Below are 12,909 nucleotides of genomic sequence, written 5' to 3' on the forward strand. Positions count from 1 at the left end.
GCGCCTCAGGCGGAACGGGCGGCGAGCGAAGCCTCGCGCCCCTGGAGACAAGCGTCGAACTTCGCCCAGACCGGCGCGAGGTCGACAACCTTGCGCCCGAGCCGCGCCTCGTCCATGGCCAGCGCCAGGATGCCGGCTTCGAGGGCATCGATGGCCGAAACCGGCTGCGGACGCCCCTCGTTGATGAAAGCGAGCACGTCGGCCGCCATCTGCTCGTCGGCGCCGTAATGTTGCGACTCCTCCGATGGCGCCATGTAGGTGTTGGCGACCGTCTTTTCGTTGGTGCGGGCGTCATGGACATTCATGTAGCCGCGGACGAAATCGCCCTCCGCCATGCCCTTCGAGCCGATCACGCAGAAACGGCGGAACTGGTCCGGTACGTTGAGGTTGGTGTGGAAGGTCATCGACGCGCCGTTCTCGTATTCGACGATCGCGGTCTGGTAGTCGATGATGTCGGCATCGCTGTCGAAGACCCGGTCCGAGCCCATCCAGCCGCTCGGCTTGCGATGATAGACTTCGAGATCGTTGGCGCCGGAGGCTTCCGGTGCATTCTCCGGCACGAAACTCTTGCGACCACCGAAGCTCGCGACGAAGCGCGGACGCGCGCCGACGACGCCGTTATAGAGGTCGAGATCGTGGCAGCATTTTTCCAGCATGAAACCGCCGGCATAGCGACCGTAACGCCGCCAATCGCGCATGAAGAAGGCACCGTGATACGGCTCGATATGCTCGGAGGCCTCAATGGACACGACCTCGCCGAGACGGCCCTCGGCCTGCGCCTTGCGGAGGTCGCGATAGAGCGGCGAATAGCGCAGCACGAGCCCGACCAGCAGCCGGTCGTGTCCGTATTTCGCGAGCAGCAAGGCGAGCGCATAGCTCTCCTCGATCGATACGACGATCGGCTTCTCGGTGAAGACGGTCAGCCCCGCCTCGAGGCCGATGCGGATGTGCTCCAGGTGGAGGTGATTCGGCGAGCCGATCATCAGGAGATCGAATCGCTCGCCGGCGATCAACGCCTCAGGCGTCGAATAGGACCGGCCGGGCGAAATGCCGCGCTCCTCGAGCGCCCTCAAACCGGCCGGTGCCGGATCGACATAACCGACGATCTCGAAATCCGGGTCGATCTCGCTGAGTATTCGTCCCAGATAGCCGAGACGGAATCCCAGCCCGACGACGGCGACTTTCATGACTTCGTTCCCTGCTATTAGTAATTATTTTTCACAGACTGCGCCAGCGCTACACATTCGTCAACTCGAAACGATGCATATCCGGCAAACTGTGAAATCCATTTTCATTTCGACAAACTCGCATCCGTTGGATGTTTTTGCGCCTAGCTTCTTGCGCTGCATCTGCCCAAATGGTTAATTCACAATACCAAATAGAGCCCAATCGTCTACCGTATGCGGCGGATTTTTATCCATCGATCACCTAAGTTGCTGATTTTCACAGTATCTTTTTTCGATTGTCAACAATTTGGTAGCATTTAGGAAAACCATTTGCGGCACAGGTCGCTAGTTGGTATTATATTGCGAACAACAACCAGAAAGGCGCCGATGACCGCCGCGACAATTTTGAGTTTTGCCGGCAATTGGCGCTTGTTCCCCATTCACGCTTGGGGCACACACCAGTCATGAGCGAGACACTTCCCCTTGAGCAGTTGCAGACGGTTCGTGGCGGCCCCCTCTACGTGCGATTGAAGAAGATGATCCAGGACGCGATGTCCTCGGGCCGGTTGAAGCATGGCGACGCCCTCCCCGCGGAGCGGGACATTGCCGATGTCGCCCAGATCAGCCGCGTGACGGTTCGCAAGGCGATCGATGATCTCGTCGCCGAGGGCCTTCTGGTTCGGCGGAGAGGTTCGGGCACGTTTGTCGTGACGCCGGTGCCGCGTATGCAACAACCGCTCAGCCAACTGACCTCCTTCACCGAGGACATGCGACGGCGCGGCATGGTGGCCGGCTCGATATGGATCGAGCGGAGTCTCTCCTTTCCGACCGCGGAGGAAACGATGATGCTGGGGCTTGTCGGGGGAGCGCACGTCGCGCGCCTCGTCAGGGTGCGGACGGCGAACGAGATGCCGATCGCGTTCGAACGCACGAGCCTGCCCGACGACATTCTGCCGGATCCGAACGCGGTCGAGGATTCGCTTTACAAGCTCTTGCTTTCGCGCGGCTTCCGCCCGATCCGGGCGAACCAGCGGATATCCGCGGTCGTGCTGAAGGACGAGGAGACGAAGCTTCTCGGCGTGCCGCCGGGTTCGGCGGCGCTCGCCGTCCAGCGCATCGCCTATCTGGAGTCCGGCCGCGTCATGGAGATGTCGCGCGCGCTCTACCGCAGCGATGCCTATGACCTCGTTGCCGAACTGACGATCGGCGCTCCCTAGAACACCTCATCCGGACAGACCGATGCCGACAAAAATGCGAGAGGAAATCGACGAGATCCCGGTTGCCGCGGCGCGGTTGCTGGAGCGCTCGGCGCGTGAGATTGCGGAAGCGGGCCACGCGCTGCGAGAGCGTGACCCGAGCGTGGTCGTCACCATAGCCCGGGGCTCGTCCGACCATGCGGCCCACTTCCTGAAATATGCAGTGGAACTGGAACTCGGCCTGCCGGTCGCCTCTCTCGGCCCGTCGCTCGCCTCGATCTACGGCGCGCCGATGAAACTCGGCCGGGCGGCGGCCTTCGCCGTCTCGCAGTCGGGGGCGAGCCCCGACATCGTCGCCATGGCCGAGGGAAGCCGGACCGGCTGCGCTTTGGCCATCGCGCTCATCAACACCGTGCCCTCGCCGCTTGCGCGTGCGGCATCACTTGCGATCGACATACAGGCAGGGCCGGAGATCGCCGTCGCGGCGACGAAGTCCTTCGTGAACTCGGCCGTCGCGGGGCTCGCGATCTTAGCGGCGTGGGGCGGCAGCGCGGAGCTCGGCCGGGCCGTCGCGGCACTGCCGGATCATCTGGAAGCCGCACTCGCCCTTGACTGGACGAACATGCTCGAACCCTTGTCCAGGACGGACTCCCTCTACATGCTGGGCCGCGGTCCGACGCTTGCGATCGCCGCCGAGGCGGCGCTGAAATGCAAGGAAACATGCGAGCTCCACGCCGAGGCCTATTCCTCTGCGGAAGTGCTGCACGGGCCGGTGTCTCTGGTCGAGCGGGATTTCCCCGTCGTCGCCTTCGCAGCCCGGGACAAGGCGGAAGCGTCGATCGCCGGGACGGTCTCGGCACTCGCCGCGAAGAATGCCGCCTGCTTCATCACCTCCAGCGCCGCCGCGGGCGCCCATGCCCTGCCCTTCGTCGCGACGGGCCATCCGCTCACCGATGCGCTGGCGCTCATCGTTCCCTACTACGGTTTCGTCGAGGCGCTTTCGCGCGCCCGCGGCTTCGATCCGGACAAGCCGGCCGCACTCAAGAAAGTGACCGAAACCAGATGAGCGCTCCCCTGTTCGTCGTCGCGAGCCGCATCTTCGACGGTGAGCGATTCCTCACCGATACCGCGCTTCTCGTGGAGGGCGGCAAGGTCAAGGCACATCTACCGGCTGCCGAACGCCCGGCGGGCTGTCGCCTCCTCATTCTCGACGACGCAACGGTCGTGCCGGGCTTCGTCGATCTTCAGGTGAACGGCGGCGGCGGCGTGCTCTTCAACAATGCGGCGACGCTCGACGGAATCCGCACCATCTGCGAGACACATGCCCGCTTCGGCACGACGTCACTCATGGTGACGCTGATCACCGACACCGCAAACGTGCGGGAAAATGCGATCGAGGCGGCCGCCGAGGCGGCGGCGAGAGGATTGCCGGGTTATCTTGGACTCCATTTCGAAGGACCGCATCTGTCGCTCGCCCGCAAAGGCACGCATGACCCGGCGCTCGTGCGTCCGATGACCAGCGATGATCTTGCAGCGTTGGTCGCCTGCGGCAGCCGGATCGGCCACGCGATGACGACGGTCGCGCCGGAAAACGTGACGCCGTCGCAAGTTTCGGCGCTGGTCGACGCCGGCTTCAACGTGAGCCTCGGTCACACCGACTGCAGGGCGGCCGATGTCCCCGCCTACGTCGCCGCCGGAGCAAGCCTCATCACGCATCTCTTCAACGCGATGAGCCAGCTCGGCAACCGCGAACCCGGGCTCGTCGGGGCCGCCCTTTCCGAGGGCGCGCTTCATTGCGGGCTGATCGCCGACGGCTTCCACGTCGATCCGGTGACGATGGGCGTGGCGCTGAGGGCGAAACGCGGCCCTGGCCGGATCTTCCTCGTCACCGACGCCATGTCGAGCATCGGCAGCGACGAAACCGGCTTCGAACTCAACGGCCGCCAAGTCTATCGCCGCGACGGGCGACTGACACTTGCGGACGGCACGCTTGCCGGCGCGGACATCGACATGCTTTCCAGCGTGCGTCTTGCGCACCGGATGCTCGACCTGCCTCTCGAGGAGGCGCTCCGCATGGCGAGCGCCTATCCGGCGGAGGCGATCGGAGCGCCGTCCAAGGGCCGGCTCATGCCGGACTGTGACGCCGATTTCCTCGTCCTGTCGCCGGAGCTCGACCTCCGCTCCACCTGGATCGGCGGCGAACGCGTTTTCGACGCGACGGCGCAGGCCGGAGCCAACCGATGATCGTCTGTTTCGATATCGGCGGAACGGCAATCAAGGGCGCCGTCGCGACCAATCCCGACGACATCCGCCAGTTTCCACGGGTCCCAACCCCGGCTAACGACTTCGACGCCTTCGTCGCCGCGCTGCGCACCGTGATCGACGCAGCGGGCGGGCGGCCCGACTGTATCGCGCTCTCGATCGCCGGCATCATCGATCCGGACACCAGACGCGCCGTCGTCGCCAATATTCCCTGCATCCACGGGCGCCCGCTGGCGGCCGATCTCGAAGCGGCCCTGGGGCTTCCCGTCGTCGTCGCCAACGACGCGGACTGCTTCGTGCTGGCGGAGGCCGGACTGGGCGCCGGTCGCGGCCACCGGGTCGTGTTCGGCGTCATCCTCGGCACCGGCGTCGGTGGTGGTCTCGTCATCGACGGCAAGCTCATCAACAGCGACGGGGGCTTTGCCGGCGAATGGGGGCACGGGCCGGTCGCCGCGACCGAGGCCGGCACCCCTCCGGTGCATCTGCCGCGGTTCTCCTGCGGCTGCGGACAGAAGGGCTGCATCGACGCGACCTGCAGCGCCCGCGGGCTCGAAAAGCTGCACAGCCACATCCACGGTGTGGCGCTCACGAGCGAAGAGATCATAGAGGCCTGGTCGAAAGGCGACGGCGCCGCCGCACGGACGATCGACGTCTATGTCGACGTGATCGCAAGCCCGCTGGCGCTCGTCGTCAACGTGACCGGCGCGACGATCCTGCCGGTCGGCGGCGGACTTTCGAATGCCAGAGGCCTGCTTTCCGCCATCGATGAGGCGGTGCGAGGGCGCACGCTTCGTCGTTTCCCCCGTCCGATTGTCGTTCCCGCCGAGTGCCGGATGGAACCGGGTCTCATCGGCGCCGCGCTGCTCGGGCTGGAAGCCGCGGCCGCAACCCGTTAGGCGCCGCACGACGGCATCCCGCGCCCCATCCACCATTACCGATATTTCATTATCACCTGTAACCGTCTTGTGCGACACACGGTTGTCGACACAACGGCATGTGGCGTCGCGGGATTTGATTTCGGTCAATCACTGCGCGCGGAAATTGTCCGATACCGATCCAAGATATTTCGGAACCGTATGCGATGGGCGAAAGATGAACGACATCGGAGAAAAACCGGCACCCGACGCCGGACAGGCCGAGCTGGCGAAATTGCTGGAAAGTTCGCGCACGCGCGGCGGCAGGCGGTGGCTGTGGCGGGGTCTGGCCCTCGTCGCGGTCGCGGCACTCGCCGTCGCCTACTATCTCTACGGCAGCCAGCCGACGACCTACAGCTACACGACCGCCGAGGCCAAGAAGGGCGATCTCACCGTCATCGTCACCGCCACGGGCTCGATCGAGCCGACGGTCAGCGTCGAGGTCTCCAGCGAGCTTTCCGGCACGGTGCGGGATGTTCTGGTGGACTACAACAGCCCGGTGAAGAAGGGCGAAGTGGTCGCGCGGCTCGACACAGCCAAGCTCGAGGCCGACGTGAAGAGCGCGGAGGCGAAACTCCTGTCGGCGAAGGCGGCCGTCGCCAAGGCGGAAGCCGACCAGAAGTCGGCCAAGGTCTCGCTCGACCGGCTGACGAACCTGGTCGGCAACCGCGTTTCGACGCAGCAGGACCTCGACTCGGCCCGCTATACCTATGAGGCGACGGTCGCGACGGTCGAAAGCGCAAAGGCCGACGTGCTCTCGGCCGAGGCGGCACTCGACCTCGCCAAGGTCAATCTCGCCAAGGCGACCATCGTCTCGCCGATCGACGGCATCGTTCTCTCGCGTGCCGTCGATCCCGGCGCGACGGTTGCCGCCTCTCTGGAGGCGCCGACGCTCTTCACCATTGCCGGCGACCTGAAGGAGATGGAACTGCAGGTGGACATCGACGAGGCGGACGTCGGCCAGGTTGCGGTCGGTCAGACGGCGACGTTCACGGTCGATGCGTTCACAGACAAGCGCTTCCCTGCCGAAATCACCGAGATCCGCTACGCCTCCGAAACGGTGAACGACGTCGTGACCTACATGGGCATCCTGAAGGTCCGTAATGACGAGATGCTGCTGCGTCAGGGCATGACTGCCACCGCCGACATCGTCGTCCAGTCGATCGAGAACACGCTCCTGATCCCGAACGCCGCGCTCCGCTACACGCCGCCGGAGACCCTGACCGCGATCACCCAAAAGGGCAGCGGCGTCTTCAGCATGTTCCGCCCACCACGGATGAGCTCACTCACCACCGCTGAACCACAGGGTGGTGAGCGCGCGATCTGGGTGATGCGCGACGGTGTTCCTACTGCCGTCAACATCGAGATCGGCGCGAGCGACGGTCAGAATACGGTCGTGACCAAGGGAGAGATTACCGAAGGCGACCTGGTGATCACCGACGCGACCGCCAAGAGCGGCTGAGCGGAGAGCCCCATGGCGACGGCTCCCCTCATCGAGTTCCGGCAGGTCACCAAGCTCTACGGCAGCGGCGAAGCGACGATCCGCGCGCTCGACCGTGTCGACCTGGTGATCGAGAAGCACGAATTCGTCGCGATCATGGGACCTTCCGGGTCAGGCAAGTCGACGGCGATGAACATCCTCGGATGCCTCGACGTGCCGAGTTCGGGGCAATACCTGTTCCAGGGAATCGACACCACGGCCTTCGACCGCGGCCAGCACACGCTGCTGCGGCGCTACATGCTAGGCTTCGTCTTTCAGGGCTTCAATCTTCTCGCACGCACCTCGGCGATTGAGAACGTCGAACTGCCGCTGGTCTATCGCGGGATGGAAGCCCGCGAACGGCGCCGACTCGCGCAGATCGCGCTCGAACAGGTGGGGCTCGCCGGCCGCGAACACCACACGACACAGGAGCTTTCCGGCGGCCAGCAGCAGCGTGTCGCGATCGCCCGCGCGATCGTCACCAGTCCCGCAGTGTTGCTTGCCGACGAGCCGACCGGCAACCTCGACACGAAGACCAGCCGGGAAATCATGGAGTTGATCACCGGGCTCAACCGCGAGCACGGCATTACGGTGATCATGGTGACCCATGAGGAGGATATCGCCGCCTATGCCGGTCGCCACCTGCGCTTCGTCGACGGCCGCCTCGACCACGACAGCACAAACAGCGGAGCCGCGACCCATGTTCTATGAGACGGTCAAGCTCGCGCTGCGGGCAATCAGCCGCAACCTCCTCAGGTCCTTTCTGACCGTGCTCGGCGTCGTCATCGGCGTCGCCGCGGTGATCGCCATGGTGACGATCGGCAACGGCACGACGGCGCAGGTGACCGCCGAAATCTCCAAGCTCGGCACCAATCTGCTCTTCGTGCGGCCGGGACAGTTCGGGCCGGGTCGCGCCAGCACCTCCGCCAAGAGTTTTACCCTCAGAGACGTCGAGGCGATCCGCGACCAGATCAACGGATTGCAGGCGGTTGCCCCGGTCAACCAGTCGAGCCAGGTCGCGATCTTCGGCGGAGAGAACCACACGACCACCGTCGTCGGCACCATCAGCGACTATTTCACCGCGATGGACTGGAATTTCACCTCGGGACGGGCCTTCCTCTCGACCGAGGAGCGCGGCGGCCAGGCGGTCTGCGTCATCGGCAATACCGTTCGTTCGGAACTCTTTGGTTCCACGCCGGCACTCGAACAGAAGATCCGGGTCGGGTCCGTGTCGTGCGACGTGATCGGTATCCTGAAGAAGAAGGGCCAGAGCGGCATGGGCACGGACCAGGACGACATCGTCGTCATGCCGATCAAGGTCTTCCAGCGGCGCGTCGGCGGCAACACCGACGTCTCGAGCATCACGCTCTCGGCCCGCGACGGCGTGTCGACCGCCAAGGTACAGGCGGACGTCGAGCGGTTGCTGCGGGAACGGCGCAAGATCATCGCCGGTCGCGAGGACGATTTTTCCGTCAACGACATGGCACAGATGGCCTCGACGCTCACCGGAACCACGACGCTGATGACGGGACTTCTCGGCGCGGTCGCCGCCGTCAGCCTGCTGGTCGGCGGCATCGGCATCATGAACATCATGCTGGTGTCGGTCACCGAGCGCACGCGCGAGATCGGCATCCGGCTCGCGATCGGGGCGCTGGAAAAGCAGGTTTTGATGCAGTTCCTGGTCGAAGCCGTCACGCTCTCGCTCTCCGGCGGCATCATCGGCATCCTGCTCGGCCTCGGCCTCGCCTACGGTGCCGTCGTCCTGCTCAATGTGCCCTTCGTCACCAGCCCGTCGGTGATCGCCCTCGCCTTCGTCTTCTCGGCCGCGATCGGCATGATCTTCGGCTACTTCCCGGCCCGCCGCGCCGCGCAGATGAATCCGATCGAGGCGCTGAGGCACGAGTAGCGTCGCGGGCGGACAAGCAGATCAGCCCCTCTTAAGCACACGTTCAATGAACGAACGGACGGACGTGCGGAGTGGTCGTGACGATGCCTGCGTTTTCGTCCCTCGCCCGGCTTGCTGCTCCCTGTCCAGCCGATTGAGTTCGGCAACGTCGTGCTGCAGGACCAGACCGGTGAGGACCGGATGATCCCAGATGGTCGCGCCCGCGGGCGCCCGCAATGGCGCGTAGTCGACGGGAAAGGCCTCAACCAGTCTTTCCTCGTCGAGCAGCCTCGGTTCCCAGGCCGCATCGATCGCACGCATCAAAGCGCCCCAGTCCGTCTCCCGATCCGTGGGCTGGCCGTAGACCGGCACGCGCGCCATACCCAGGCTCCCGTAGAGATCGACGACGCGCAAATCCAGTCCGCAGTCTTCCGACAGTTGTACTTCCGACAAACCCGAGAAGCGTAGATCGGTGGCGAAATGCAGACAGGGAATGCCGTAACTTTCCGCAAACACCATTCCGTGCAGGCTGGTCGAAACGATCCTCTCGCAGGCGAGAATGGTGTCGATCTTTTCCTTTATTGCCTGCGCCCCAATAGGCGAGACGGTGTTGATCAGACAGATATCCTGCTTCAATTCGTCGGGAATGCGGTAGCGCGCCAGCGTCTCGCGGATGTGGGCCTCGGCCTCGCGGTCCGTGAGCTCGGAAAGATGTACGATCACTCCGAGCTTCCACTTCTTTTCGACAGGCGGAGCATAGAAGCGTGGCAGCAACCAGACCGGATCGCCGTAGACACCGCTGGGCGGCCTCCCGCCCGTCAGCAGGCGTTCGGATACCGGACCGCGGGTCGCGAGCACGCGGAAATCCGACCCCGGCGGAACCGTGAACGGCACGCGCTCCCCGCTGCGCGCGGCAGGGTTTACCCATGGCGAACATCCGGTTCCCCAGAACCAGACCTCGCCGCCTGAAAATCCATGTCCTATCGTCCCCACGCAAGCCATGCGCAGGCTTGCCGACTTGGAGGGGCGACGCCGGACGTCCCTGCCGGACAGCAGGGCAACCATCACCGGGCTGAGAGCATCGCCGATATTCAGGTAGTCCATGCTCGCGGTCGAGCCGGCCCAGGCGAGCGGCACATATCCCTCGGACCGAACGAAAGCCGCCAGGTTGCTGTTCTTCATGTCGCGCGCCTCTCCATGATCTCCGCCGAGCAGAGCTTTCGCCTAGCACGACATCGCCGGCCACGAAAGTGATCGCGTCCGTTCCCGACCGGAGATCTTCTCGACATTGGGTAGCATGCCTGCGATCGGACGAAAAAGGGGCGGTCGAGCCGCCCCTCCACGTAATCCCTGCGCTATGCGCTCAGAGCGCCGGCAGCACCGGACGGTTGGCGAGTGCCGTCTCGATGATCTTGGTGACACGGATGCGATGCTCGCCGGACAGCGGCAGGCGCGGCTCGCGGACGCGGTCGTTGGAACCGATCGCGAAGACCTCGGCGAGCTTGATCTGCTGGACGAGGAAGGTCGAGACGTCGAGGTCGAGCAGCGGACGGAACCAGCGATAGATCGCCCGCGCCTCCTCGTAACGGCCGGCCTTGGCCAACTTGTAGATCGCAACCGTCTCCTTCGGGAAGGCGACGACAAGGCCGGCAACCCAGCCATCGGCACCCATCATCAGGCTTTCGAGCGCCAGGTTGTCCACACCGGTGAAGACGTCGAAGCGGTTTCCGAAGGCATTGAAGACCTCGGTGACGCGGCGGACGTCGTCGGTCGATTCCTTCATCGCGACGACCAGGTCGTCCTTCGCCAGTTCCTCGAACATCGGAATGGTGACATCGACGCCATAGCCGACGGGATTGTTGTAGACCATCACCGGACGCTCGCCGGCGACGGCGACGGCGCGGATGTGGTTGATCGTTTCGGCCGGCGCCGACTTGTAAGGCACACCCGGCAGGACCATGAAGCCGTCCGCGCCGGCCTTGGCGGCGGCGACGGCTGCAGCCTTGCCACGGCGCGTGGCGCTTTCGCAGATCGTCATCAGAACCGGCTTGCCACGAGAGACCGATTTCGCGATCTTCAGGATCTCGATCTTCTCGTCCGGATCCAGCGTCATGTTCTCGCCGAGCGAGCCGCAAACGATCATGCCGTCCACGTCCGCCTCGAACTGGAGCGCAAAGCAACGCTCCATCTCGGCCCGGTCAAGCGCGCCGTCTTCCTTGAACTTGGTCGTTACCGCGGGAAATACACCCTTCCACATCTGGAGCTCCTTTGCTGATATATCAGTGGAGCTTGCCATCTCGAATGCGACATGTCAATATCTGATATATCAGAAAGGACCACCCATGCCGAAACAAGCCGGATCGCTGAGCCACCTCGCCTATCTCGCCCTGGAGCGCGAGATCGTGACGCTGAAGCTCAAGCCCGGCGCCAAGGTGACCGAGAAGGAACTGATCGACCGCGCCGGCCATGGACGAACGCCCGTCCGCGAGGCCGTCCAGAAGCTCGAATGGCAAGGGCTGATCGCAGTGAAGCCGCGGGTCGGCCTGCTCGTCACCGAAATCCACCCCGAGGATCACAAGGACATCATGGCGGTGCGGCATCAGCTCGAACCGCTTGCCGCCTCCCTCGTCGCCACGAGCGCCGATGCAGAACAACGGGAAGGATTGCTGGCCTGTGCCCAGGCCATGACCGGGGCCGCCATCGCCGGCGACTTCGAAGGTTTTCTTTCGGCCGACAAGCAGTTCGACGAAATTCTGGAGGAAGCCTGCCCCAACCGCTTCCTCATCGCGGCACTCGCACCGCTGCAGACCCATTCGCGCCGGCTCTGGTTCGCACGTGCGACGCCGGAGAAAATGGATCGGTCCGTCGCCTTCCATGTCAGCGTCATCCGGGCGATCCACAAGGGCGATGCGGCCGAAGCGCAAACGGCAATGGAAGCGCTGATCTCTCACCTCGCGAGGGCCTGAGTTCCACACACATCGATAGTGCTCAAACGAAAAACGCCCGGAAATCCGGGCGTTTCGGAACGTTCTGAACAAGGAAGAAGGGTCAGCCGACGAAGGCGCGCTCGATGACGAATTCGGCCGGTTTGCTGTTGGCGCCTTCGGTGAGACCCGCCTTTTCGAGCAGCGCCTTGGTGTCCTTCAGCATGTCCGCCGAACCGCAGATCATCCCACGGTCGACCGCCGGATCGAGCGGCGGCACGCCGAGATCGGTGAACAGCTTTCCGCTCTCGATGAGGTCGGTGATACGACCCTGGAAAGGATAGTCTTCGCGGGTAACCGTCGCGTAATGCTTGAGCTTGTCGCCGACGATCTCCGCCAGGAACTCGTGGTTGCGGATTTCATCCATCAGGTCGAAACCGTATTTCAGTTCGGCGACCTGCCGGCAGGTGTGCGTGAGGATGACCTCCTCGAACTTCTCGTAGGTTTCCGGATCGCGGATGAGGCTGGCAAAGGGTGCGATCCCGGTGCCGGTCGAGAACATGTAGAGCCGCTTGCCGGGGGTGAGCGCGTCGAGCACCAGCGTGCCCGTCGGCTTCTTGCGCATCAGCACCTTGTCACCCGGCCGGATGCGCTGCAGGTGCTGGGTGAGCGGACCATCGGGAACCTTGATCGAGAAGAACTCCAACTCTTCGTCCCAGGACGGGCTCGCGATCGAATAGGCGCGGTAGATCGGCTTGCCGTCGACGACCAGCCCGATCATCGCGAACTCGCCCGAGCGGAAGCGGAAGCCCGCAGGACGCGTCATCCGGAAACGAAACAGCCGGTCCGTATAATGGGTCACGCTGAGCACGGTCTCGGCGTAGACGCCTTCCGGCACGATCAGTTCCGCGGATTTGGTCATCACTGGAGCATTCATGCTGTGTCGCTTCCTGTTCTCGTCGTTCTGTCACGCACCGCGGCCATATAACCTATACGCTGCGGCGATGAAACCGGGCATTCCGTCACGGCCGCCCCGTTCCTTGCGAGACCGTATGCCTCGCCTCGAGGCTTGCGGCCTTGAT

At 64.1% G+C, this 12,909-nt stretch carries 12 protein-coding genes; 8 read left to right on the forward strand and 4 right to left on the reverse strand.

Translation table 11 applies throughout. The features are described 5' to 3' along the window. Positions 1 to 5: 5 nt before the first annotated feature. The gene (locus EUU22_RS04655; RefSeq protein WP_129330901.1) at positions 6 to 1,187 is read right to left on the reverse strand and encodes a Gfo/Idh/MocA family protein; all 1,182 of its coding nucleotides are present in this window, start codon (positions 1,185 to 1,187) and stop codon (positions 6 to 8) included. A 443-nt stretch (positions 1,188 to 1,630) separates the two neighbouring features. Here EUU22_RS04655 and EUU22_RS04660 point away from each other — a divergent pair, with 443 nt between their 5' ends. The 7 genes from EUU22_RS04660 to EUU22_RS04690 all read left to right on the forward strand — a co-directional run bounded on the left by EUU22_RS04660 (position 1,631) and on the right by EUU22_RS04690 (position 8,924). Beyond that, the gene (locus EUU22_RS04660; protein WP_129330902.1) at positions 1,631 to 2,383 is read left to right on the forward strand and encodes a GntR family transcriptional regulator; all 753 of its coding nucleotides are present in this window, start codon (positions 1,631 to 1,633) and stop codon (positions 2,381 to 2,383) included. 22 nt (positions 2,384 to 2,405) lie between these two features. Continuing rightward, positions 2,406 to 3,428: an SIS domain-containing protein gene (locus EUU22_RS04665; RefSeq protein WP_129330903.1), complete on the forward strand. Its 1,023-nt coding sequence runs from the start codon at positions 2,406 to 2,408 to the stop codon at positions 3,426 to 3,428. After that, positions 3,425 to 4,606: an N-acetylglucosamine-6-phosphate deacetylase gene (gene nagA, locus EUU22_RS04670; RefSeq protein WP_129330904.1), complete on the forward strand. Its 1,182-nt coding sequence runs from the start codon at positions 3,425 to 3,427 to the stop codon at positions 4,604 to 4,606. Before EUU22_RS04665 ends, nagA begins: the two co-directional genes overlap by 4 nt. Next, positions 4,603 to 5,520, forward strand: a complete 918-nt coding sequence (locus EUU22_RS04675; protein ID WP_129330905.1) for an ROK family protein — start codon at positions 4,603 to 4,605, stop codon at positions 5,518 to 5,520. The genes nagA and EUU22_RS04675 overlap by 4 nt, the downstream gene beginning before the upstream one ends. 196 nt (positions 5,521 to 5,716) lie before the next feature. After that, a complete protein-coding gene (locus EUU22_RS04680) occupies positions 5,717 to 7,000 on the forward strand; it encodes an efflux RND transporter periplasmic adaptor subunit (RefSeq protein ID WP_129330906.1) in 1,284 nt (427 codons plus the stop codon). A 12-nt stretch (positions 7,001 to 7,012) separates the two neighbouring features. Beyond that, positions 7,013 to 7,729 carry an ABC transporter ATP-binding protein gene (locus EUU22_RS04685; RefSeq protein WP_129330907.1) on the forward strand — a complete coding sequence of 239 codons (717 nt, stop codon included), beginning with the start codon at positions 7,013 to 7,015 and terminating at the stop codon, positions 7,727 to 7,729. Beyond that, a complete protein-coding gene (locus EUU22_RS04690; RefSeq protein WP_129330908.1) occupies positions 7,719 to 8,924 on the forward strand; it encodes an ABC transporter permease in 1,206 nt (401 codons plus the stop codon). Before EUU22_RS04685 ends, EUU22_RS04690 begins: the two co-directional genes overlap by 11 nt. A 21-nt stretch (positions 8,925 to 8,945) precedes the next feature. Here EUU22_RS04690 and EUU22_RS04695 read toward each other — a convergent pair whose 3' ends face one another. Beyond that, the gene (locus tag EUU22_RS04695) at positions 8,946 to 10,085 is read right to left on the reverse strand and encodes a polysaccharide pyruvyl transferase family protein (protein ID WP_245484910.1); all 1,140 of its coding nucleotides are present in this window, start codon (positions 10,083 to 10,085) and stop codon (positions 8,946 to 8,948) included. Between the two features lie 181 nt (positions 10,086 to 10,266). Then, the gene (locus EUU22_RS04700) at positions 10,267 to 11,160 is read right to left on the reverse strand and encodes a dihydrodipicolinate synthase family protein (RefSeq protein WP_129330909.1); all 894 of its coding nucleotides are present in this window, start codon (positions 11,158 to 11,160) and stop codon (positions 10,267 to 10,269) included. A gap of 85 nt (positions 11,161 to 11,245) precedes the next feature. Between EUU22_RS04700 and EUU22_RS04705 the strand changes: the two genes are divergently transcribed. Further along, positions 11,246 to 11,869, forward strand: a complete 624-nt coding sequence (locus EUU22_RS04705; protein ID WP_129330910.1) for a GntR family transcriptional regulator — start codon at positions 11,246 to 11,248, stop codon at positions 11,867 to 11,869. Between the two features lie 82 nt (positions 11,870 to 11,951). On the opposite strand, the gene EUU22_RS04710 is transcribed toward EUU22_RS04705, so the two are convergent. Beyond that, the gene (locus tag EUU22_RS04710) at positions 11,952 to 12,764 is read right to left on the reverse strand and encodes a ferredoxin--NADP reductase (RefSeq protein WP_129330911.1); all 813 of its coding nucleotides are present in this window, start codon (positions 12,762 to 12,764) and stop codon (positions 11,952 to 11,954) included. Positions 12,765 to 12,909 lie beyond the last annotated feature (145 nt).

This window comes from Ciceribacter ferrooxidans (assembly GCF_004137355.1).
GTDB lineage: Bacteria > Pseudomonadota > Alphaproteobacteria > Rhizobiales > Rhizobiaceae > Allorhizobium > Allorhizobium ferrooxidans.

Coding starts and splice junctions, on each gene's coding strand:
- EUU22_RS04695 (WP_245484910.1), bottom strand. CDS start 10,085: ATGAAGAACAGCAACCTGGCGGCTTTCGTTCGGTCCGAGGGATATGTG.
- nagA (WP_129330904.1), top strand. CDS start 3,425: ATGAGCGCTCCCCTGTTCGTCGTCGCGAGCCGCATCTTCGACGGTGAG.
- EUU22_RS04700 (WP_129330909.1), bottom strand. CDS start 11,160: ATGTGGAAGGGTGTATTTCCCGCGGTAACGACCAAGTTCAAGGAAGAC.
- EUU22_RS04690 (WP_129330908.1), top strand. CDS start 7,719: ATGTTCTATGAGACGGTCAAGCTCGCGCTGCGGGCAATCAGCCGCAAC.
- EUU22_RS04685 (WP_129330907.1), top strand. CDS start 7,013: ATGGCGACGGCTCCCCTCATCGAGTTCCGGCAGGTCACCAAGCTCTAC.
- EUU22_RS04665 (WP_129330903.1), top strand. CDS start 2,406: ATGCCGACAAAAATGCGAGAGGAAATCGACGAGATCCCGGTTGCCGCG.
- EUU22_RS04660 (WP_129330902.1), top strand. CDS start 1,631: ATGAGCGAGACACTTCCCCTTGAGCAGTTGCAGACGGTTCGTGGCGGC.
- EUU22_RS04710 (WP_129330911.1), bottom strand. CDS start 12,764: ATGAATGCTCCAGTGATGACCAAATCCGCGGAACTGATCGTGCCGGAA.
- EUU22_RS04675 (WP_129330905.1), top strand. CDS start 4,603: ATGATCGTCTGTTTCGATATCGGCGGAACGGCAATCAAGGGCGCCGTC.
- EUU22_RS04705 (WP_129330910.1), top strand. CDS start 11,246: ATGCCGAAACAAGCCGGATCGCTGAGCCACCTCGCCTATCTCGCCCTG.
- EUU22_RS04680 (WP_129330906.1), top strand. CDS start 5,717: ATGAACGACATCGGAGAAAAACCGGCACCCGACGCCGGACAGGCCGAG.
- EUU22_RS04655 (WP_129330901.1), bottom strand. CDS start 1,187: ATGAAAGTCGCCGTCGTCGGGCTGGGATTCCGTCTCGGCTATCTGGGA.